This is a genomic window from Bacillus sp. FSL R9-9492, from assembly GCF_038007365.1.
Lineage (GTDB): Bacteria > Bacillota > Bacilli > Bacillales > Bacillaceae_G > Bacillus_A > Bacillus_A mycoides.
On sequence record NZ_JBBOXC010000001.1, the window covers coordinates 4,841,492 to 4,861,918 of the forward strand.

23 protein-coding genes, 1 pseudogene and 1 riboswitch are annotated in these 20,427 nt (G+C 35.6%); of the genes and pseudogenes, 9 read left to right on the forward strand and 15 right to left on the reverse strand.

Translation table 11 applies throughout. The features are described 5' to 3' along the window. The first annotated feature begins 4 nt into the window (after nucleotides 1-4). Together MKY70_RS24905 and MKY70_RS24910 are read left to right on the forward strand one after the other, a co-directional pair. On the forward strand, nucleotides 5-235 hold the full coding sequence (locus MKY70_RS24905) for a YczI family protein (RefSeq protein WP_341025943.1): 231 nt from the start codon (nucleotides 5-7) through the stop codon (nucleotides 233-235). Nucleotides 236-259: 24 nt separating this feature from the next. Then, complete coding sequence (locus MKY70_RS24910; RefSeq protein WP_341025944.1) at nucleotides 260-490, forward strand: YczI family protein; 231 nt, start codon at nucleotides 260-262, stop codon at nucleotides 488-490. 62 nt (nucleotides 491-552) lie between these two features. Here the strand turns inward: MKY70_RS24910 and luxS are convergent, their stop codons facing one another. Then, entirely contained in the window at nucleotides 553-1,026 is a 474-nt protein-coding gene (gene luxS / locus MKY70_RS24915; protein ID WP_001141371.1) for an S-ribosylhomocysteine lyase LuxS, read from the reverse strand. Nucleotides 1,027-1,154: 128 nt separating this feature from the next. Here luxS and yidD point away from each other — a divergent pair, with 128 nt between their 5' ends. Then, the gene (gene yidD, locus MKY70_RS24920) at nucleotides 1,155-1,391 is read left to right on the forward strand and encodes a membrane protein insertion efficiency factor YidD (RefSeq protein WP_000809334.1); all 237 of its coding nucleotides are present in this window, start codon (nucleotides 1,155-1,157) and stop codon (nucleotides 1,389-1,391) included. Here the strand turns inward: yidD and MKY70_RS24925 are convergent. After that, on the reverse strand, nucleotides 1,388-1,951 hold the full coding sequence (locus MKY70_RS24925; RefSeq protein WP_002015742.1) for a beta-class carbonic anhydrase: 564 nt from the start codon (nucleotides 1,949-1,951) through the stop codon (nucleotides 1,388-1,390). The two genes, yidD and MKY70_RS24925, sit on opposite strands and share 4 nt — an antisense overlap. A 224-nt stretch (nucleotides 1,952-2,175) precedes the next feature. On the opposite strand from MKY70_RS24925, the gene cydA reads away from it, so the two are divergent. Together cydA and cydB are read left to right on the forward strand one after the other, a co-directional pair. Beyond that, nucleotides 2,176-3,525: a cytochrome ubiquinol oxidase subunit I gene (gene cydA / locus MKY70_RS24930; RefSeq protein ID WP_149191016.1), complete on the forward strand. Its 1,350-nt coding sequence runs from the start codon at nucleotides 2,176-2,178 to the stop codon at nucleotides 3,523-3,525. Next, nucleotides 3,515-4,543 (forward strand): cytochrome d ubiquinol oxidase subunit II, encoded by a 1,029-nt coding sequence (gene cydB, locus MKY70_RS24935; RefSeq protein ID WP_002129586.1) that lies wholly within the window; start codon nucleotides 3,515-3,517, stop codon nucleotides 4,541-4,543. The genes cydA and cydB overlap by 11 nt, the downstream gene beginning before the upstream one ends. Nucleotides 4,544-4,712: 169 nt before the next feature. Here the strand turns inward: cydB and MKY70_RS24940 are convergent, their stop codons facing one another. Both MKY70_RS24940 and MKY70_RS24945 read right to left on the reverse strand, forming a co-directional pair. Further along, on the reverse strand, nucleotides 4,713-4,946 hold the full coding sequence (locus MKY70_RS24940) for a spore germination protein (protein ID WP_002015747.1): 234 nt from the start codon (nucleotides 4,944-4,946) through the stop codon (nucleotides 4,713-4,715). A gap of 84 nt (nucleotides 4,947-5,030) precedes the next feature. Continuing rightward, nucleotides 5,031-5,843: pseudogene (locus tag MKY70_RS24945) on the reverse strand (S-layer homology domain-containing protein). 723 nt (nucleotides 5,844-6,566) lie between these two features. Here MKY70_RS24945 and MKY70_RS24950 point away from each other — a divergent pair. After that, entirely contained in the window at nucleotides 6,567-7,601 is a 1,035-nt protein-coding gene (locus MKY70_RS24950; protein ID WP_113734038.1) for a YdcF family protein, read from the forward strand. Nucleotides 7,602-7,788: 187 nt separating this feature from the next. Beyond that, nucleotides 7,789-8,661 (forward strand): YitT family protein, encoded by an 873-nt coding sequence (locus tag MKY70_RS24955; RefSeq protein WP_341025948.1) that lies wholly within the window; start codon nucleotides 7,789-7,791, stop codon nucleotides 8,659-8,661. Nucleotides 8,662-9,267: 606 nt separating this feature from the next. Here MKY70_RS24955 and MKY70_RS24960 read toward each other — a convergent pair. The 4 genes from MKY70_RS24960 to MKY70_RS24975 all read right to left on the reverse strand — a co-directional run bounded on the left by MKY70_RS24960 (nucleotide 9,268) and on the right by MKY70_RS24975 (nucleotide 11,778). Next, nucleotides 9,268-10,086 (reverse strand): DUF4247 domain-containing protein, encoded by an 819-nt coding sequence (locus MKY70_RS24960; RefSeq protein ID WP_341025949.1) that lies wholly within the window; start codon nucleotides 10,084-10,086, stop codon nucleotides 9,268-9,270. A gap of 13 nt (nucleotides 10,087-10,099) precedes the next feature. Continuing rightward, entirely contained in the window at nucleotides 10,100-10,606 is a 507-nt protein-coding gene (locus MKY70_RS24965) for a DUF4178 domain-containing protein (RefSeq protein WP_002015752.1), read from the reverse strand. Between the two features lie 21 nt (nucleotides 10,607-10,627). After that, nucleotides 10,628-11,032, reverse strand: coding sequence for a DUF350 domain-containing protein (locus tag MKY70_RS24970; RefSeq protein WP_002015753.1), 405 nt, complete (start codon nucleotides 11,030-11,032; stop codon nucleotides 10,628-10,630). Between the two features lie 80 nt (nucleotides 11,033-11,112). Next, nucleotides 11,113-11,778, reverse strand: coding sequence for a PspA/IM30 family protein (locus MKY70_RS24975; protein ID WP_002015754.1), 666 nt, complete (start codon nucleotides 11,776-11,778; stop codon nucleotides 11,113-11,115). A gap of 412 nt (nucleotides 11,779-12,190) precedes the next feature. Here MKY70_RS24975 and MKY70_RS24980 point away from each other — a divergent pair, with 412 nt between their 5' ends. Beyond that, entirely contained in the window at nucleotides 12,191-12,769 is a 579-nt protein-coding gene (locus MKY70_RS24980; RefSeq protein WP_088031464.1) for a lipoprotein BA_5634 family protein, read from the forward strand. A 34-nt stretch (nucleotides 12,770-12,803) separates the two neighbouring features. Here the strand turns inward: MKY70_RS24980 and MKY70_RS24985 are convergent, their stop codons facing one another. Genes MKY70_RS24985 through MKY70_RS24995 form a run of 3 tightly spaced genes read right to left on the reverse strand, consistent with a single transcriptional unit; the run spans nucleotide 12,804 to nucleotide 15,200 of the window. After that, entirely contained in the window at nucleotides 12,804-12,971 is a 168-nt protein-coding gene (locus MKY70_RS24985; RefSeq protein ID WP_033708410.1) for a FeoB-associated Cys-rich membrane protein, read from the reverse strand. A 16-nt stretch (nucleotides 12,972-12,987) separates the two neighbouring features. Then, the gene (feoB, locus tag MKY70_RS24990; RefSeq protein WP_341025953.1) at nucleotides 12,988-14,976 is read right to left on the reverse strand and encodes a ferrous iron transport protein B; all 1,989 of its coding nucleotides are present in this window, start codon (nucleotides 14,974-14,976) and stop codon (nucleotides 12,988-12,990) included. Next, on the reverse strand, nucleotides 14,973-15,200 hold the full coding sequence (locus MKY70_RS24995; protein WP_000060510.1) for a FeoA family protein: 228 nt from the start codon (nucleotides 15,198-15,200) through the stop codon (nucleotides 14,973-14,975). The genes feoB and MKY70_RS24995 overlap by 4 nt, the downstream gene beginning before the upstream one ends. A gap of 194 nt (nucleotides 15,201-15,394) precedes the next feature. Further along, nucleotides 15,395-15,496, forward strand: a riboswitch (TPP riboswitch). Nucleotides 15,497-15,582: 86 nt separating this feature from the next. Here MKY70_RS24995 and thiT point away from each other — a divergent pair. Beyond that, a complete protein-coding gene (gene thiT, locus MKY70_RS25000; protein WP_131246916.1) occupies nucleotides 15,583-16,242 on the forward strand; it encodes an energy-coupled thiamine transporter ThiT in 660 nt (219 codons plus the stop codon). 206 nt (nucleotides 16,243-16,448) lie between these two features. On the opposite strand, the gene MKY70_RS25005 is transcribed toward thiT, so the two are convergent. The 4 genes from MKY70_RS25005 to MKY70_RS25020 form a co-directional block, all read right to left on the reverse strand. Further along, complete coding sequence (locus MKY70_RS25005) at nucleotides 16,449-18,323, reverse strand: sensor histidine kinase (RefSeq protein WP_341025955.1); 1,875 nt, start codon at nucleotides 18,321-18,323, stop codon at nucleotides 16,449-16,451. Further along, a complete protein-coding gene (locus tag MKY70_RS25010; RefSeq protein ID WP_088031460.1) occupies nucleotides 18,320-19,009 on the reverse strand; it encodes a response regulator transcription factor in 690 nt (229 codons plus the stop codon). The genes MKY70_RS25005 and MKY70_RS25010 overlap by 4 nt, the downstream gene beginning before the upstream one ends. Before the next feature lie 193 nt (nucleotides 19,010-19,202). Then, nucleotides 19,203-19,823 carry a class D sortase gene (locus tag MKY70_RS25015; RefSeq protein ID WP_341025956.1) on the reverse strand — a complete coding sequence of 207 codons (621 nt, stop codon included), beginning with the start codon at nucleotides 19,821-19,823 and terminating at the stop codon, nucleotides 19,203-19,205. 95 nt (nucleotides 19,824-19,918) lie between these two features. Then, nucleotides 19,919-20,413 (reverse strand): LPXTG cell wall anchor domain-containing protein, encoded by a 495-nt coding sequence (locus tag MKY70_RS25020; protein ID WP_088031458.1) that lies wholly within the window; start codon nucleotides 20,411-20,413, stop codon nucleotides 19,919-19,921. Nucleotides 20,414-20,427 lie beyond the last annotated feature (14 nt).

Here is a 20,427-nt window from a genome sequence, read left to right on the forward strand (position 1 = left end):
CTTTATGCTAAAAGGAGTTCGAATTACTTTTTCACTTATCGCTTTAACTATAGCAATCTATGGTTTTATTGCTGGAAATAGAGGAATTATGCCTTATATGTTTATCTTTTTAGGCGGTATGGCTTTCATTGTAAGTATAGAGGAAATGATGGAACATAAAAAAGTAAGTAGTACGCTCGCTTTTTTAGTCGGTGCAGCAGTTTTATATCTAGGTATCTCAGAAATACTTCGTTAATTTGTCTATTTAAAGGAGGATTATATGTTAAAAAACATTCGAATTATAATAGCTACTATTGCCCTCGTTCTCGCTCTACTTAACCTCTTTGCAAACCTCCCTATGCTTTTACCATTCGTATTTATCCTTTTAAGTATTATGTTTATCCTTTTTGGAATTGATGAAATAAAAGAGCAGCAAAAAGCAAAAGCATTTGTTTATTTTCTCGGTTCTGCCTTTATTTTATATGTTGGGGTGTCTAGTATACTTTCATAAAAAGAAGAGCAAGTTTTCTCTTAACAAAATAAAAAAACTGCCCTTTCACAGGCAGTTTTTCTTTATCCAAACACTTTCTCAAGTTCATCTTTATCTTGGCTTAGCCAGAAGTTCATTAAGCGTTGTGCTCCTTCTAAGTCGTGAAGCTTCGCTTGGCCACACTGTGTTTCATTTGCAGCTGGAATTTCTGTAATTTGAACCGCATCTTTTAATGTTAGTTCTAATAAATCAATGATTTCACGAACTGTCGGTGTCCCGCTTACTACAAGGTAATACCCTGTTTGGCAGCCCATTGGTGAAATATCGATAATATCAAAATGCGGATAACGATCAATATATTTACGTAAATTAAATGCTAATAAATGCTCTAACGTATGAATAACATCTGGTTTCATTGCTTGTTTATTCGGTTGGCAAAAACGAATATCGAATTTATTTACAATACCGTCACTACCTACGTTGTGAACTCCGCAATGTCTTACATAAGGCGCCTTTACAATCGTATGATCTAATTCAAAGCTTTCTACTGATGGCATACAACATCTCTCCCGCTTTTAATTTAATTCCGTTATATCCAATATGATATAACGGAAATCGACATTAGTAAAGTATTATGTACAGTCGTGCTATAATACTTTAAGACTATGCTGAAAAGGAGACCATTATGAAACAGATTTTTATTGGCATTATACGCTTTTATCAAAAGTTCATTTCTCCGATGACACCACCAACGTGCCGCTTTTACCCAACTTGCTCTCATTATGGATTAGAAGCATTTCAAAAACATGGTGCTCTGAAAGGATTTTGGCTTACATGCAAGCGTATATTAAAATGCCACCCTTTCCATCCAGGGGGATTTGATCCTGTCCCAGATAAAAAGGATGACAAAGTAAATTCTTAATTGTCGTAACCATTTACAACTAAATCTAATTTTCCTGTGTCAGGATCTATAACAAGACCGTGAACAGGAACTTCTTCCGGAAGTAACGGATGGTTGCGAAGTATTGACACACTATGTTCTACACTTTCTTCTACACTAGAGAACCCTTGTAGGAATCTTTCTAAATCGATTCCAGAATAACGAAGTGTATCTAATTTCTCTTCTGTTACGCCGCGCTCTTTCATTTTCTCAATTGTACTGCTTGCTTGAATTTTTGCCATACCACAATCATGATGACCGACAACACATACTTCGTCAGCTCCAAGCTCATATACAGCGACTAAAATACTACGCATAATACTTCCGAATGGATGTGAAATAACAGCACCTGCTACTTTAATAATTTTCACATCACCGTTACGCATATTCATTGCTTTCGGTAATAATTCAACAAGACGAGTATCCATACAAGAGATAATTACCATCTTTTTGTTTGGAAATTTCCCTGTTTCATACTCTTCGTATTTTTTCTCTTCAACAAATTTTTCATTGTATTGTAAAATCTCTTCTAATGACTTCATAGTAAAGAACCCTCTTTTCTCTCATTTACACTACATATATAGTGTACCAAAATTTGAAAAACTCAAAAAGGATATTGCTTTATAGTAAAAATAGGATGTTTTCAGATAATCGACATAATTCTTTCAAAATATACACACACCTTTGTAACAAGTCTCACATACTTTAAACGTTTTTTCACTATAAACTGATTGTAGATAATGTAAAAAAGGAGTGAATATTTATTATGTCCGACGTTCTGTTACTAAGTCGTTTTCAATTTGCAATTACTATTTTTTATCACTTTTTATTTGTACCTTTGACAATCGGACTTGTTATTTTAGTAGCATGTATGGAAACTCAATACGCCCGCACATTGAATCCAACATACCGCAAAATGGCAAATTTCTGGGGAAAACTTTTTACAATTAACTTCGTAATGGGGATTATAACTGGGATTACGATGGAATTCCAATTTGGAACAAACTGGTCTGAGTACTCCAAATATATGGGAGATATTTTCGGATCACCTCTCGCAATCGAAGCACTCGTTGCCTTCTTCTTAGAATCTACTTTCATGGGAATATGGTTATTCGGTAAAGACAAAATCTCACCAAAGTTCCGTGCTTTCTGTATGTGGATGGTTGCACTTGGAACAAATATTTCCGCCCTTTGGATTATTACAGCAAACGGCTTTATGCAAAATCCTGTTGGCTACGTCGTACGTAACGGCCGCGCTGAATTAAATGATTTCTGGGCACTTGTTACAAATCCATATGCGTGGAACATGTTCTTCCATACTGTAATTGGTTGTTATATTGTCGGTGCTTTCTTCGTTATGGCAATTAGTGCATATCACTTACTACGTAAAAACGAAGTGGAATTCTTCAAAAAATCATTTAAGTTTGGCTTAATGTTAGGGTTATTCGCAGCAACAATTACACCATTTATGGGCCATCAATCTGGTGTATCAGCGGCTAAGTATCAACCAGCAAAAGGAGCTGCAATGGAAGCTGTTTGGGACACTGGAAAAGGACAAGGTTTCTCAATCATTCAAATTCCTGATGTGAAAAATGAAAAGAACTTTGAACTACTTACTATTCCAAAGCTCGGAAGTTTCTTCTATACAAACTCATTTGATGGAGAAATTGTTGGTTTAAAAGATATTCCGAAAGATGAACGCCCAAATGTTAACCTCGTGTATTATAGCTTCCGCTTAATGGTTGCACTTGGCATGCTCTTTATGGCATTAACTTGGTACGGTTTCTATTTAAACCGAAAAGGAAAACTAGAAAACTCAAAACGTTATTTAAAAATTACAATGTGGTCTGTCTTACTTCCGTACATTGCGATTAATGCTGGCTGGATTGTTGCTGAAGTAGGTCGTCAACCGTGGACAGTTTATAAACTAATGCGTACAGCAGAATCCGTGTCACCTATATCAGTTCCACAAATTTGGTTCTCATTAATTAGTTTAATATTGTTCTACACTTTACTCTTAATTGCAGACGTATACTTAATGCTGAAGTTCGCGAAAAAAGGACCCGCTGCATTAGAAGAACCTGCTACTGAAGGAGGTACAGCTCATGTCTCATGATATGCTTGCAATTATCTGGTTCGGTTTATGGGGCGTAATTTGGACAGTGTACTTCATTCTTGATGGCTACGCACTCGGTAACGGAATGATTTTCCCATTCGTTGCGAAAGACCGACAAGAACGAAATCAATTACAAGAAGCTATCGGCCCGTTCTGGGGTGGTAATGAAGTATGGTTAATTACAGCTGGTGGTGCAACATTTGCTGCCTTTCCAGTCACATATGCAAATATGTTTAGCTACCTATATACACCACTATTTTTAGTATTACTTGCACTATTTGCTCGTGCCGCTGGACTTGAATTTATGCATAAAGACGATTCACCAATTTGGCAAAAAACTTGTAAATGGGCATTTACAATTGGTAGTTTCCTAATCGCCTTCTTATTCGGTGTTACATTCGCTAACCTGTATTACGGGCTGCAAATCGGAAAAGATGGTTATGAAGGAACTTTACTTAGCTTACTAAACCATTATGGTATTTTAGGTGGTCTTTTCTTCACTGCTATATTCGTCGTATCTGGTGCCCTTTGGATTATGATTAAAACAACTGGCGAAGTATCTGATCGTGCTTATAAAATTGCAAGACCATTTTCAATGGCAGCTGCTATCATTTTAGCTATCTTCTATGTCGCAACTGCAAATCGTACAAATTTATTCCAAAACTTCACGGAATATCCTGTACTATTCATTCTTCCAGTACTTGCAATGTTAATGAGTGTACTCACACTTATTATGGTGTACAAACATAAAATCGGCCTTGCATTCACATTCGTTTGCTTAACAATCGCAATGTTTATGACAACTGGTTTTGCAGGTATGTTCCCAAGAATGTTACCATCTCGTATTAACGACGCTTATAGTACAACGTTATACAACGCAGCTGGTAGTCAATTAAACTTAAAAATTATGTTCTTCGTTGCAATCGTCATGGTACCAATCGTTATTGGATATCAGCTTTGGAGCTACAGCATATTTAAAAATAAAATTCATAAAGACTCTGCTAAAGGATATCACTAAAATAAAAAAGACACTTCGAGCGAAGTGTCTTTTTTATTTTACGTATGATTTTCGATAAGATGTTACATTTCTAATCTAACAACTATGATAAAGAAGAATCACTAACAGCTCACAACTAAATTGTATCACAGGGCAAGCACATCATTTTATGCAATTTTACATATAAAAATTATAACGTAGATTGAATTACTTGGTCATACACATCGTTATCCGTTACATCTGCCGTACTAATACCACTGAATGTCCTCACATTTAATCCGGTATTTGAAGATCCCGATCCATTATAAGCTTTCGTTTTTTCAATTGGATGTACGTTATATTTATCACCTAAGTTAATTGTCCCATTACAGTTCTCAATAATAACCCCTTCCACAATAGCTGGCATTTTATCACCTACTTTCATTTCGTTACTCCCATTCTATGAGAATCGCCTAAAAAAATAGCATGTGTGAATAAGAAAAAAGCACTCAGGCTGAGTGCTTTTTTCTTATTTACCGCTCTTCTTTCTCTCACAAGCAATTCCATCGCCATCACGATCTAAATGCTTACCGTAATACGGACTATCTCTTGTAATATCGTAAACTCCAGCATCATTTGCTTCTTTACAGTTAGCAAAGCGTTTTGGTTCTGGCTTTTGTTCCGGCTTCACCTCTGGTTGTGGTTGTTCTTGTCTTGCTCCTGGTCTTTCTTCAAGCGGTAATGTCGCGTTATATAAGAACTAAACGTATTGCTCACGACTTACATGCATTCTAGGTGCGAATTTACCATCACCAGTTCCAGCTGTAATATAATTTGATTTAACTGCAGTAATCGCAGGATTCGCCCATCCATTTCTATCTACATCCGGGAAATTATGATCCCCTCTAATTTGCAATTGAAACCCTTTTGTTAAAATTTGTGCCATTTCATCGCGAGTTAACGAATCTTTCGGCCTAAAGTTCCCTGTGTCATCTCCAGCGAATACACCGATCTCTGTTAAAGCAAGAATCTCTTTTTTAAACTGAGTCGAACGATCAGTAACATCTTTATAAGGATTATTATACTGTTCTTTTACTGCTGGCTTTAATTGACGGAACATAAGGGCTGCAACTTGCTCACGAGTTACATCATCACCAAATCCAAAAATCCCATTTCCATATCCAGCAACAATGTTTTTATTTGCTAAGTCCATAATTGCCTTATACGACCAATGATTGTTTGGAACATCTTTAAACTCTATACTTGCCTGCGCTGTCCCAATTGAAGTAAATGCTGTAGTTGCAACAATTGCACCTGTTAAAAGTAATTTTTTAAATCCCATACTTAAGTCTCCTTCTCTTTTCCATAATAACCATTTAACAATATAACAAATTATATAAATTCATTTTGTCATATTCTTTCGAATACAAAAAAAGAACCCCGAAGGATTCTTTTTTTGCTAAGCACAAATGGCAATTTTGGAGACAGTTGACTCTTTCAAAATTTATTAGGGGTAATATTTTGAAAAAGAAAGCCTTTCATATGTAGCTTAACACCGCTGGAATATATAGTAAATTGATAATCTTTATACGGAAGATTGCTAATGTTTAGTATAGATATTTTCCACTATATTAACAGTGATAACTATCTATACTAAACAATAAAAAGGCGCCTTTTAATAAGACGCCCATCCCACTTTTCGTAAACACACACTAGAAAACAGAATCATGAATCGTTACAAGATTGTTAGATACAAAAAGAGTAGAGGTAAATGTTTGTATACAATTCTGCTTTATAGCGTGTATCCACAATTTATATTTTAATCCTCTTTCATTAAAAAGGAACAAAATATGCAAAATTACATATTTCAAAGAAAAAGACACTCTACAGAGTGCCTCTTCAACCATCTTACTTTTAATATATCGATTTGAATACATTTTACTATATTTATCTATATCGTTTATTAAGAAAATTCTAAATCGTTATTTTTATTATTAATAACTTCAAAATCATGTAGTATTAGGGGTGCAATAAAACATTATAAAAATTGAGGTGTATTATATTTATGTATTTTGGAATTATTCCTCTTATATTGTTTATTATTTTTCTTATCTCTTACTTAAAAGATCCACGGAAAATAATAAATGGCTTTTTATTTAATGCCTTTTTCTGTTCTTTTCTATTATTTTGTGCAGCCGTCTCGTTTGTATCTGGTAATAACGCTTTACATTTTATCGTTATTATTCCCATGATAGCGCTAATTGTAATGATACCTTTTGCTATAGTCGCTTTAATGTTTGGGCTATTTCTTAATGCGAGAATCTTGATGCAGCGTGAAGGAAGACGCTTTACAAACTCTTTAACTTTAATTGCAGCTTTAGGGATTTTATTCTTTATGCTACTCCCTATCATAAATCCAGCAAGTTTAGTCTCAACACACTTTCAATTTATTTTTGCTGCGATTTCTCTTATAACTATGTATTTCTTTATACATTTATCTAACTTCTTAAGCGCTTATTTTCTATACCAATTCAATAGACCGAGACGTAATCAAGATTTCATCATCGTTCTTGGTAGCGGCTTAATTAATGACAAAGTGCCGCCGTTACTTGCAAGTCGTATTAATAAAGCTATCGACTTTTATTGGAAACAAGCAGCTATTACTATACCGCCGACAATCATTTTCTCTGGCGGACAAGGTCCAGATGAAGGGCTTCCTGAAGCAGAAGCGATGCAAAATTATGCGGTTGAAAAAGGAATTCCGCTTGAACACACAGTGCAAGAAAATCGCTCTGTAAACACATATCAAAATATGTCGTTCTCTAAAGAAATTATGGATTCTTTAAAACCTGAAGGGAAGTATAGAAGTATTTTTACAACGAATAATTTCCACCTTTTCCGCGCCGGTATATATGCAAGACAAGCTGGTCTTAATAGCCAAGGAATTGGATCAAAAACTGCATTTTATTACTGGCCTAATGCAATGATTCGCGAATATGTTGCAATCGTCGTTATGGGACGTAAACGACATATGAAAGTGTGCGGAACTATTTTAGGATTCTCTTTATTGCTAACAGTAGTTAGTTTTATATTTTCTTAACAACCTCCCATCCTTTGAACGGATGGGATTTTTCATACGAATTCCAAAAATATTTTACTGGTAATATGGTGATAATATTCCCTGCATACATCCATTAAAGGAGAATTTTTTCAAATAAAATGTTAGAATGAAATTTAGATGTGAATTATGTAACAAATACGAAACTAGTTTGAAACGAGGAAATTATATGGAGAAAATTATGAAAAACAAGCCCAATAAGCTGAAAATCGCTTCAAAAGCTTTGATGATTATTATTGGGGCATTTATCACAGCGTACGGATTAGAAGCCGTATTAATTCCAAACAACGTATCAGACGGTGGTGTAACTGGTTTAAGTATCGTTAGTTCAAGATTATTCGGGTTACCATTAGGACTTCTAATCGCAGTCGTTAACATCCCTTTCGTTTGGTTAGGATATAAACAAATCGGTAAAAGCTTTGCAATTTATTCTATTATCGGGATTGCTTCGCTAGCAGTAGGTACCGTTCTCATGCACGGAGTACCAACAATTATTGAGGGCGATACACTACTCGTTACAGTTGTTGGTGGTATTATTATCGGTTTTGGTATGGGACTAGCCTTACGTAACGGCGGCGCATTAGATGGAATCGATATGCTAGCTGTATTACTTTCTCGTAAGTTACCTTTTGGAACAAGTGACCTTATTTTATTCTTAAATATGTTTGTCTTTATTTTTGTTTCAACAGTATTTGGTCTTCAAGGGGCTATCCTTTCGGCAATTGCTTACTTTATCGCTTCGAAAGTGATTCATATCGTTGAAGTTGGTTTAAGTGGTTCGAAAACATTTAAAATCATCACGAAAGAGCCTGAATTAATGGTAGAAACAATTCGCGATCGTTTAGGCCGAAGCGCAACGTATAACGAAGTATACGGTGGTTATTCAAGAGAGAAATTCAAAGAAATTTCTTGTGTAATTAACCGTTTAGAAGAAAGTAAAATGAAGGACCTGATTAATGAAATCGATCCTAATGCCTTTATTACAGTTTATGACGTAGCTGAAGTAAAAGGCGGTAACTTTAAGAAACGTGATATTCATTAATCATTATGAAAAAAGAGGGTGTGCCAAAATATTGGTGCAGCCTCTTTTTATTATGAAGTTGGTAAATCGATATTCCTTTTCGAATCGTTGATATATTTTGAGCTACGATAGATATAATCGAAAAACCGTTGATATATTTTACTCCCCCCATCTTCCCCCGCTTTTAATCCAATCGACGTACTTTTGAAAGGCGGGCACTTCATGCTGAAAGCGAAGCAGAACATATAGAAAGAGAGTACATGTACACAGTATCCATAGAATACCTACTATAAAGTGAAACTATAATCAGTGGGGGTTTTGTTCATCCCCCACTGATTATTAGTTGAACCAATCGGGCGTTTACGGGCAGTTGATCTCCCACCTAACTTCTTTGCTCCAGCCGAATTTTGAGGTGGGAGATCAACTGCCCGTTAATGCGGGATAAAGTGAAATTTCATCGTTGTGCTAATAAACAAACTGAGGAATAAGACGAGGAACATAATCAAACTAAACCTTTTATATATACTCATAATAATCTCCTCCTTATAACTTAATTGTACCAGCTATAAGGGATTAATTCCCATAATAAAAAGACCGAAAAGCAAATTCCACTTTTCAGTCTCTATACTATCTTCTCTTCATAATTTTCCCTGAACCGCCAACCCTTGTTTTCGGGGGCGACGTATTCTTTGGTGGGGTTTTAATGGATGATTTCGGCTTCACATCAGATCCACTCGAGCCACCCGGGTTTTTCGTAATTTTCCCTTTGCTTCCGGTAGAAGGCGGTGGCGTCGTTTTACTTCCTTTTTCCGTAATACTTCCTTTATCACCTACAGATGATTTCGGATCTACATTATCGCCTCGCTTAATAATAGATCCTTTCCCTTCCTTCGTAATTGGAGGCGGGGTTTTCTTTTCCTCTTTCGTAGGTGGTCTTTCCGGGATCACCGGTTTATGATTTTGTCTGTCATTATATCCGCGATACTCACCGTATGATGATTTGCGTGAACCGAATATATCGTTTAATATACTCCCCATGATATATCCTTGTAAGAAGGATGGTTGGTAATTTTGACGGACAAATTCTTCATTGCTTATTTCAATTAACGTATCAGATGGTTTCTCTTTATCCTTTTGTAAATTATACATTTTATCAGAATAAACGAGGAACATTTGATTTTCGTCTTCTTTAGATGCTTGCTTCGGTTTCCTTTCGGCTATAAGTTCCTTTGCAACTTCAGGAACTGACCGATTGGCGGCCCTATACACGTAAGATTCTTGTTTACCATCCTTTGCGACAGACTCTAGTGGGTAACGGTCCTGAATTGACTTCGCCTGACCACTTTGACAGCCCGATAAAGCATAACCGGCAATAACAAGTAATGTAACGATAGCAAGTATAGGGATCACGAACGATTTAATCATGGTAAACAATCGGTTTGACATGATTACGCCCCCCTTATGTTGCTCTTATGATTTGTACATCAGCAGGAATAATTACTTCTCCCTCATACATCATTGTGCGACCATTTTGCCATTCAACACGTAATAATTTGCGGTTATCAGATTGGAATTCCCATACGTACTGTTCCTCCGAAGCAGCGAATGGTGTTTTCCCCATTACAACAACACGTCCATTATATTGTTCTTCCATATGATACTCTATATCATCCATTTCGATTGTCGTCGGAATTTCATCGATTGAATCTAAACGACCATCAATCGGTGTATACAATTTGTAATACGTATTTTCACGGTCTTCAATTTTCAAATAACGAATATCTTTCCCATCCTGCAAAGTTAAAATAATCTCCTTGCGAGAATGCATGCTCGTTTTCCCAGTTAATTCGTACATGACTAACGAGACTTCAATCATATCGCCAGGAGCCAACGTTAAAAGACTCTTTTCTGGCTTCGGCGGCTCCGGACTCTTCATTATATTTTTAATACGTTTAAATAAACTCACAATCTACCCCTCCTTTTCTCTTTATAAACAAGCACCTAAAATAAGTGCACCAACGATATGTAATGAACCAGCTAACAACGCATGTGCTAAGCTGCCTTCTTTCGTTCCTTCTTCTAAATCTAAACCAGACATTTTCTTTAACACAAACTCAATGAACATTTCTACAATTAATAAAATAACGAATGAAACTGCTGAGGCAAGAAGCGCTTGCCATAAGTCATTCGCTTTCGTTATAGATTGAGATAAAATGTACCCTTGCGCAAATAATTTCATAACGAAACGCGTTGTCACTGCTGTATTTCCATTTTTCATTTCTTTTAAATCATTGTATTTTGTAAAAATCGAATCAACCCACATAATTGCAAATAAAAGTACCGCACTCGCTCCAGTCCATACAAGCATAGCTAAAACATTCATCCACGTCATTACAAAACCTCCTCTAAAAAAGTAATAGAAAACCGACATGAATTCTCTTCAGACATGTCGGTTTCTTTGTCTATTCTATATTATTTCTCGTACTGCTTCATAATACGAGCTAATTCATCGTCAACAACAGAATTTTTGTTTAAGCTTGCGAATTCATCATCTAACGACTTTTCTTTCTTGTAAATTTCACCGCTTGCTTCTGCTTCAGCCTCTAATTGAAGTGCTTTCTCTTCCATACGGCTTAAACCAGCTTTTGCTGAATTTGAATCAAATCCAGACATCGCCTGATTAATATTCTTTTGTGCTTTCGCTGCATTTACACGTGCAACAAGTGTTTCACGTTTATTTTTCAGCTCTGTTAATTGCTTACGCATTTCTTCTAGCTTAAGACGAAGGTTATCAGCAGCTGCTTTGTTTTGCTCATAGCTCGCTTTATACTCATTCATCTTTTGCTCTGCATTTTGTTTTTCTTCAAGAGCTCGACGCGCAAGGTCAAGATTGCTTGCTTGAACAGCCATATGAGCTTGCTCTTCACGTTTTTTCACAAGTGCTTCTTGCTCTTCAAATAATATTTTGAATTTCTTCTCAAGTGCAATTTGAGCTGCTACACTTTTCTCAGCTTCTTGTACATCCGCTTGCATATCGCGTAAATATTGATCCGTCATCTTAACTGGATCTTCAGCTTTTTCAATTAATGAATACACATTCGACATTGTTAAATCTCTTAATCGTTTAAATACAGACATCCAAATTCCTCCTATGATATACCTCATATTTCAAATTCACTACTTGGAAAATTAAAAATCTCCCTTTTCAGTAAGAATATTCATTTTTACAACCTATGTGTTTATTATAACAAAACTAAGATGTCCTTACATGTTATTTCCAAAATACAACTAATATAATATGACATTCCAGATATAATATTGTATTCCTACTATATCCTTATTATTTCTGCCTCCAAAATCAACTTATTTTTGCGCGATTTCACTAAATTACATAATTGTAATGTTACTGTAAGCTAACTCGATAGTTACGTTTCAATATTTCTTATACACTAATACCAGAAGCAACGGAATAGCAAAAAAGCTTCTCATACTGTAAGGACTAATACAAAAACTGTATTTACTATAAAACATATAAAAAGGAGACATCATCATGAAAAAATTAGTAGGAATCGGGTTAGCAGCAGCAATTTCATTCGGAGCATTATCAGGTTGTTCTTTATTAGGAGAAAAAGCGAACGGCTTTGTATTATACGGAACAGAAGAGCAAGTTCAGCAAATTGCAGATAAAAATAAAAAAGAAGTAAAAGAAAAAGATGTATACAAAATGAAGCTTACAACGCTAGAAGATAAAAAGGTTCTTGTAATGGATAAGAAAACTGGTGAAGAACTTGTTAAGAAAGAATTACTACAAAAAGTTGATGAAAAAGACGACACGAAACCACTTGATAAATTACCAGCTGTAACAACAGAACAAGGTGTGTTATTCGCAAAAAATAAAGTAGAAAATGCTACAATTGATGGCGCGAAATTAAAATATGAAGGCAACACAATTATCGGTAGTGGCCGTGCATATGCAGATATGTTCGCGATTGTTGATGATGCAACTTACGGCAATGTAAAAGGTGAAGAAAAATCTGTGGGGGTATTAAAATTTGATAAAGACCCTAGTAAAGAATTCCCTGGAAAAAATGGTGTAGAAGGAGCACAACTTGTAAAAATTAAGAAATAATAAAAAAGCTTTGCGAATTTCGCAAAGCTTTTTTCTATTTCTGAGCAATTTGCTCCATATCTGGACTACAAGTTTGCGACTGACATGACTTACTTAAAGAGCATGCTGCGCATTTTCCCTTTTTACTTCTCTTTACAAAATTAACTAACGTATATGCTGCATAACCAAAAATGATAGCTCCAATTATAATATTGACCATCACCGCGATACATCTCCTTCTAGAATCCGAGTAAGGACCCAACTTGGTATATAATGAGCGTTAATACATAAGCAACAACGAGCGGATAAACGACAGAGAAAACTGTCCATTTCATCGATCCTGTTTCACGTTTAATAACAGCTACTGTCGCTAAGCACGGAACATATAATAAAATAAAGAACATAAATGCATAGGCTGATAGCGCAGTATAATGTGCTCCCATTACATTTCCTAGCACATCTTCTTTAACCGCATAAATAATTGCCATCGTAGAAACGACAACTTCTTTCGCTAAAAATCCTGTTAAAAGGGATGCCGCAGCTTGCCACGTTCCAAAACCGAGCGGTGCAAAAAGTGGTGCAATAAATCCACCAATCATCGCTAAGAAACTGTCTCCCATATCAACACCAAATCCTGATGGACCTGCATAGTTTAATAACCAAATGACAACAGAACCACCGAAGATGAATGTACCCGCTTTACGAACAAATCCTTTACCTTTCTCCCACGTGCTGAGCCATAACGTTTTCGCTTGCGGCACACGGTAAGGTGGTAGCTCAATTACAAAAATAGATTTTTCTGCTTTTAAAATAGTAAGAGACATAATTTTTGTAACGAGTAATGCAAGAACAATCCCTGCGATATATAAAGAGAACACAACAGTCGCCTGACTATGAGGGAAGAAAACTCCCGCAAATAATGCATATACAGGTAAACGTGCCGAACAAGACATAAACGGTGTTACAAGAACTGTAAGTAACCTTTCTTTTTCTTGTTCAATCGTTCTCGCTGCCATAATACCTGGAACGTTACATCCAAAGCCGATAATCATCGGAATAAATGCTTTTCCGTTTAAACCGAAAAACTCCATAATTCTATCCATAACAACTGCAATTCGTGCCATATATCCTGAGTCTTCTAATAATGAAATGAAGAAGAATAGTGCAAAGATTTGTGGAACGAATACTAATACCGCACCAACACCAGCAATAATACCTTCTGTAACGAGTGCTTGAATAAAGTCAGAAGCCCCAACACTTGTGAGCCCAGCTGTAACCCAATCAGTAAGTTGTCCGCCAAAAAATCCATCAAGCATATCAGATAAAGGTGTACCAATCCACGTAAACGTAACCTGAAAAATAAAAAACATAACTGCTAAAAAGATTGGAAGTCCTAAAATTTTATGTGTAATTAACTGATCGATTTTTTCCGAGAAAGGAATTTTCCCTTCTTTCTCATGCTGCATAACATTTGTTTTTAACTTTTCAATATACGCTTCACGAGTCTTGTAAATGTGCTCCTCCAACGTACAATCAAGTTTTCCATCTAAACGAGATCGAATGGCCATAAGTTCCTTATAAATTGGTAATGCTTTCATTTCTTTTTCTACTACTTCGTTATTGCTTAGAAATTGAAGGGCTAACCATCTCGGATGCTCATAATTCGCTGTCTCTAAAAGAGCGATTACCTCTCCAATTCCTTCATCCATTTGTACACCATATGAAATAATGAATGGCTTTTTCTCTTTTTGTTTCTCTTCATGAAGAGTAGTAAGTAATTCTTCACAGCCTTTTCCGGTCCTTGCGATGACAGGAACGACTGTTACACCTAATATTTCTGATAACCTTTTTACATTAATCACAATTCCTCTTTGCTTTGCCACATCAACCATATTTAAACCAATTGAAACGGGCTTACCAAATTCAAGTAATTGCAATGTTAAATGCATATTTCGCTCAAATTGAGAAGAATCCACTATATTTAACATATGATGAAATTCATCTGTTAGTAGAAAATTCGTAACGACACCTTCATCACGTGAAACTGGATTCAAATCATACACGCCTGGTAAATCAATTAATGTTCCTTGCTTATCTTTTAATTTACCAACCTTCTTTTCTACTGTTACACCGCTCCAGTTTCCTACATACTCATAAGAACCAGTAAGTGCATTAAATAATGATGTTTTCCCTGTATTCGGATTCCCTAGCAAAGCAACCTTATTCACGCTAATTCCACCTTTATCATTTTCGCGTCACAATGACGAATACTAATTAACTGCCCACGACACTCCAATGTACAAGGACCTTTAAACATCGCTTTCTGTTTTATGCGAAGCTCGCTTCCTTCCGCCAGACCAAAAGCAGCTAATCTACGCTTTAATAACTGATCTAACGACTGAATACTTTTTACTAACACTTTCTCACCAATTTTAATATCTACTAAGCTCATAACCTTCCCCCTCAGAAGAGAATGATAATTATTTTCAAAGAAATTATATCATACTCTATTTCACTTGGACTATATCTTTTTGCTTCATATTTATTAACATTTCAATACAATTCTATTTCAATAATTGTCATACAAAGTATATTTGCCATTCTCATCCATTTCACTTACAATAAATAATAACAAATAAAGAATCTCGTTATCACAGGGGGAGCCTTGCCGCTGAGAGGGAACATTTCGTTCCGACCCTTCGAACCTGTTAGTTAATGCTAACGCAGGAATTGTGCAAACGTCCGAAATACACACCTCTTTTTTTATTTACGTATTTCGTATCCTCCTATGATAATGTTCTTTTTTGTGCAACTTGGATTTAGGGGGAGACAACATGCGTAACACCAATTTACAAGCGATGATCGAATCTGCTATTCTTGCAGCCTTCGCCTTGATTATCGACATTCTACCATTATCAATTAAACTTCCAACAGGCGGTTCCATCTCATTTGCTATGATTCCTATTTTTATTATCGCATACCGCTGGGGCTTCAAAAGGGCTTTCTTAGGAGGCTTAATTTGGGGGCTTTTACAAATTGTCGTAGGCGATGCTTACATTCTAACACCAGTTCAAGCATTCATTGAGTACTTCATTGCCTTTGCCTTTATCGGCTTTGCTGGTTTATTCTATCGTCCAATTCAAAAAGCACTTGCCTCAGACATCAGTAATGCAGAGCATTCAAGTTTTGGTAGTCGCAAAGATAAACCAAAACAAAACAAAGGAAAAAAAGCACTTGTTTACATTATCATTGCAACATTTGTCGGTAGCTTTGCACGCTATTTCTGTCATTTTATCGCTGGTATTATTTTCTGGGGACAATATGCACCGAAAGGACAATCAGCTGTGCTATATTCATTAATTGTAAACGGCAGTACCATGATCGGTTCTTTCATACTATGTACTGTATTACTAATTCTTTTATTTACAACTTCACCACGCTTATTCAAAAGCATCGGTGCTTATCAAATGAATACACAAAAAAAGGGCGCTTAATTAGCGCTCTTTTTTCATATCGTAATATCAATAATAAATACAATAAATGCACACAAGAAAATAAATACCATCACACCTAGTAAATTGCTATTCACGGCTAATCTACTCCTTACATAACCTCATTTTCTATCCAAATTATACTGCTCCAAAATAAAGATTAGGTAAAGATAATATGAAAACAAATTAAAAAAGCGTAACATGATTGTCTACGCTTTTTTCGGTAAATAGAAGTAAAATAACACACCATCTTCGGTATTCTTCACCCCATATTCAGCATTGTGTAGTTCTAAAATATTTTTTGAAATTGCAAGGCCAAGCCCTGTTCCACCTTGTGAACGTTTCCGTGCCGCATCCACACGATAAAAACGATCCCAAATTTTATCTAATTGTTCTTCTTCAATGTGAGCACCTTTATTTTCAATACACACTTTTATATGATTCTTCTCATCTATTACGGAAATAATAATATCTTCTTTATGTGGTGTATAACGTATTGCATTCGTAATGAAGTTCACGATGACTTGTTCAATTCTATTTTGATTCCCAACCACTTCAGCTGGACATATATGCTTGTGCACACTCAGTTCTTTTTTCTCTATCTCTGATGAAAGCTGTTCACATATTTCTTCAATCACTCCATCGATATAGAAAGAATCCATCTTCATGTTGTATGTGCCAGACTCAAATTTAGCTAATTCAAGCATATCCAAAATTAGTATATCCATCTTGTCTACTTCTTTTTCCATCGCCTGAAAATAGTAATCTTTTTTATGTTCAGCTACCCCATCTTTTAAAATAGAAATACAGCTTTTCATAATACTCAGCGGCGTTTTTAGTTCATGCGATACACCCGCAATAAATTCTTTCCTTGTGTTTTCTAACTTTCTTTCTTTTTCAATATCTTGTTCTAACTGTCCAATATGTGAATGTAGTTTATTAGATAATGTATTAATATTTTGCGATAAATCACCAATTTCATCTTTTGAAGTAATCGGAATTTTTTCTGTAAAATCTAAATGCGCTATTTTCTTCGTTGTATCATTTATTTTTAATAACGGTTTTGCGATTTGTTTTGAGTAATAGAACGAAGCTAGAAATATAAGAACGACTACAAACGCAACAATGTAAATGTAATAATCTTGCACCATTTGCACAGCCTCATCGACAGGCTGTAAAGAAGCCATCGCGTATATGTATGTCACCGATCCATCTTTTTCTTTTATTGGTTTGATTAATAATTTATATTTTATATCATTTTTTTCATAGTCCATTGTTTGTGTTGCATATTTTATTTGATTGCTTTCTTTTAGTAATAAATCAGCTTGAAATTCTTTTATATTATCCAAAAATAAATTGTTTTTATAAATTGGATTTACGGGAACTGTTCCATCAGAAGGCTGCACTTTCGTAATTGTCCCATTTATATTGAAATCGGAATTTTGAGCAACCCTCTTCTTCTCCAAATCACTCAAATTCCCAGCAACTTTTTTTCTTTCCTCACCGATTAAATCTTGTGCTACTTTTGGCTTTTCCTCACTTGCCTTAAGTTCTCTTTCAGCTAACTTCTTACTTAGTGGTTTATTAGCCCAACTCAAACTCCCCTCTGCTGACTGTAAATATGATGTGATGAAACTGTCATTTCTTAGCAAACCACTAAAATAAACCTTTTTTCCTACCAAACTAGGTAGTATCCTACTTTCAATCTCATCTATATTCATGAGGTTATACAGAGGAATAGTGATTGTTTTTTGTCCAAATTGTTTCTCTGCCAAACGCTCTAAAGTAATCTCCACATAAAAATCATCCGCATGTTTTAAATTCCCATTCTGATTTAATGTTGTAATCCACGTATTATTTTCTCTTAAAAAGTCTTGCTCCAGCTTCTGAATTCCATCTGCACTTCCTGCATAATTTAAATAGTTCTTTTCAAAAGAATTTAAATTCACTTTAATATCTTCCACTTTTCGATTCGCATAATATTGCTTAAAAAATATCGTTTGTCCAATAAATATCGTCGCTAAAATCAACATACATAGAGCTGTTGTAAGGGTAAATAATTTAAGTACAATCCCTTTTCTCATATGTTCCCCTCGAATTTATAACCGGTTCGCACTACAGTTATAATGTACTTTGCTTTCTCTCCTAATTTATTTCGCAAATTACGAATATGACTATTTACTGTGCGATCATCCCCAGCAAACTCATATCCCCAAATTCTTGAAATTAATTGCTCTCTTGTTAGAACAATTCCTTGGTTTTTCATGAAATACACTAATATTTCAAACTCGGTATGTGTTAAAGTAATATGCGCTCCATCAACAGTGACAGTACGCGATGGGAAGTGGACACAAATTCCACGAATAACTAATGTGTCATCTTCATTCTCTGTAGATTTTTGCATAACTTTTCTACTTTCTAATAATCGCTTCGCTCTCGCTAATAAAATAGGCGGACTATATGGTTTCGCAACATAATCATCTGCCCCAAGCTCAAACCCAAGTAACGTATCATCTTCATCTACACGTGCCGTTAACATAATAATTGGAACCCCGGACGTCTTACGAATCCTTCGGCAAACGGACCATCCATCAAGTTCTGGCAACATAATATCAAGTATAACTAAATCGACCTCTTCTTCTTCAAATAAGACTAAAGCTTCTTTTCCGTCTCTCGCTTCAAGCACTTTATATTGTTCACTCAAAAAGTAATCCTTTAATATTTCACGTAATATATCTTCATCTTCAACAATTAAAATGTTCTTTGACATAACTTATGTATCCCCCTCCCGCTTTCAGAAACTACAATTTTATCCCGCTATTTGCGGGCGGTAAGACTCCCACCTCAAAATTCGGCACATGCGAGGAACTTAAGTGGGAGATTAACTTCCCGTAAAAGCCCATTGGTGAGGGCTAATAATCAGAGGGGGGATGGACAAGACCCCCTCTGATTAAAGTTTCACTTTATTTTGAATAACTACCAGTTAACTTCGCCTCGATAATATATCGATCCGGTGCATCCCCTATATAATCAAATGGATAGCAAGTCGTCAATGTTAATGTCGGTTCTTCTTTTTTAACAATAACAGTGCGATCATCCGCATGTGTAATCCATTTCTTTTGAATTTCGTATGTGTAAGTTTTATTATCATACTCCAAAATAAGGTTATCCTTTTCTTTTAACTCCCCTAACTCTGTAAATACAGTATCTCGATGCCCACTCAGTACAGTATGTCCTCCTCCAGATGGCGTTGTCGTTAAATCACTAACGAACATACCAACTCCTTTTTTCAAAGTTGCATCATTCGCTCCCCAATATATAGAAAACTTCTTCTTTATTTTCGGTATATTTAACATTGCTACCTTTTCTCCTTCTTTATGTTGTATTTGAGAAGAAGGTATTTGCGCGTTTACTGGTACTTCGCTAGAATGCTGCTTGGCTGTTTGCTGTTCAAAATTTTCAATCTCTTCCGTCGTCAAATCTTGTGCAGAACTTTTTCCTTTATACCATTCAAAAGAATAAAAAGCTCCCATTAATAGACCTACTATCATTAACGTAAACCCAATACGATTTAGAATCGTCACTGTTAATCCCTCCATGCAAAAAATGGTAGGGACATCCTACCATTTTTAATATATGAAATTATCCCATTCTTTATAGGCTAATAAAGATTTTATTTTTATGCCTTCACTTTATTACGACGATTCAATCCAAATAATGTGCCTATTGCTACAAGACATGCACTTAATGCCATCATTGCTACATTATTTGATGCTGTATTTGGTAATTTCTCTCCCTTTACAGCTGGTTTTGCTATTTCCTTTTTCGCTACATCATTCTTTTGCCCGGCCTGAATTGCTGCTTCTTTTTTTGCAATAGCTTCCTTTTCTTGCACTTGTGGCGCTACTTCTTTTTTAGCCGTATCATTCTTTTGCCCGGCTTTTATTGCTTCCTCCTTTTTAGCCATATCACTTTTTTCTTGTACTTGTGCCGCTTCCTTTTTCTCTACATCATTTTTTTGCTGTACCTTAATTGCTTCTTCTTTTTTAGCTGCATCTTGCTGCACTTGCGCCGCTTCTTCTTTTGTTAACGTTCCAGTAGAAGCACTCGCTACTGAAGAATATCCTACTGTTAAAAGTGCCATTGCACAAATTGGTAATAGTTTTTTTTTCATTTTCATTCTCTCCT

Bases quoted from the DNA above. Each gene is read 5' to 3' on its own strand.
- MKY70_RS24905 (WP_341025943.1), top strand. From the start codon at position 5: ATGCTAAAAGGAGTTCGAATTACTTTTTCACTTATCGCTTTAACTATA.
- MKY70_RS24910 (WP_341025944.1), top strand. From the start codon at position 260: ATGTTAAAAAACATTCGAATTATAATAGCTACTATTGCCCTCGTTCTC.
- luxS (WP_001141371.1), bottom strand. From the start codon at position 1,026: ATGCCATCAGTAGAAAGCTTTGAATTAGATCATACGATTGTAAAGGCG.
- yidD (WP_000809334.1), top strand. From the start codon at position 1,155: ATGAAACAGATTTTTATTGGCATTATACGCTTTTATCAAAAGTTCATT.
- MKY70_RS24925 (WP_002015742.1), bottom strand. From the start codon at position 1,951: ATGAAGTCATTAGAAGAGATTTTACAATACAATGAAAAATTTGTTGAA.
- cydA (WP_149191016.1), top strand. From the start codon at position 2,176: ATGTCCGACGTTCTGTTACTAAGTCGTTTTCAATTTGCAATTACTATT.
- cydB (WP_002129586.1), top strand. From the start codon at position 3,515: ATGTCTCATGATATGCTTGCAATTATCTGGTTCGGTTTATGGGGCGTA.
- MKY70_RS24940 (WP_002015747.1), bottom strand. From the start codon at position 4,946: ATGAAAGTAGGTGATAAAATGCCAGCTATTGTGGAAGGGGTTATTATT.
- MKY70_RS24950 (WP_113734038.1), top strand. From the start codon at position 6,567: ATGTATTTTGGAATTATTCCTCTTATATTGTTTATTATTTTTCTTATC.
- MKY70_RS24955 (WP_341025948.1), top strand. From the start codon at position 7,789: ATGGAGAAAATTATGAAAAACAAGCCCAATAAGCTGAAAATCGCTTCA.
- MKY70_RS24960 (WP_341025949.1), bottom strand. From the start codon at position 10,086: ATGTCAAACCGATTGTTTACCATGATTAAATCGTTCGTGATCCCTATA.
- MKY70_RS24970 (WP_002015753.1), bottom strand. From the start codon at position 11,032: ATGACGTGGATGAATGTTTTAGCTATGCTTGTATGGACTGGAGCGAGT.
- MKY70_RS24975 (WP_002015754.1), bottom strand. From the start codon at position 11,778: ATGTCTGTATTTAAACGATTAAGAGATTTAACAATGTCGAATGTGTAT.
- MKY70_RS24980 (WP_088031464.1), top strand. From the start codon at position 12,191: ATGAAAAAATTAGTAGGAATCGGGTTAGCAGCAGCAATTTCATTCGGA.
- MKY70_RS24995 (WP_000060510.1), bottom strand. From the start codon at position 15,200: ATGAGCTTAGTAGATATTAAAATTGGTGAGAAAGTGTTAGTAAAAAGT.
- thiT (WP_131246916.1), top strand. From the start codon at position 15,583: ATGCGTAACACCAATTTACAAGCGATGATCGAATCTGCTATTCTTGCA.
- MKY70_RS25005 (WP_341025955.1), bottom strand. From the start codon at position 18,323: ATGAGAAAAGGGATTGTACTTAAATTATTTACCCTTACAACAGCTCTA.
- MKY70_RS25010 (WP_088031460.1), bottom strand. From the start codon at position 19,009: ATGTCAAAGAACATTTTAATTGTTGAAGATGAAGATATATTACGTGAA.
- MKY70_RS25020 (WP_088031458.1), bottom strand. From the start codon at position 20,413: ATGAAAAAAAAACTATTACCAATTTGTGCAATGGCACTTTTAACAGTA.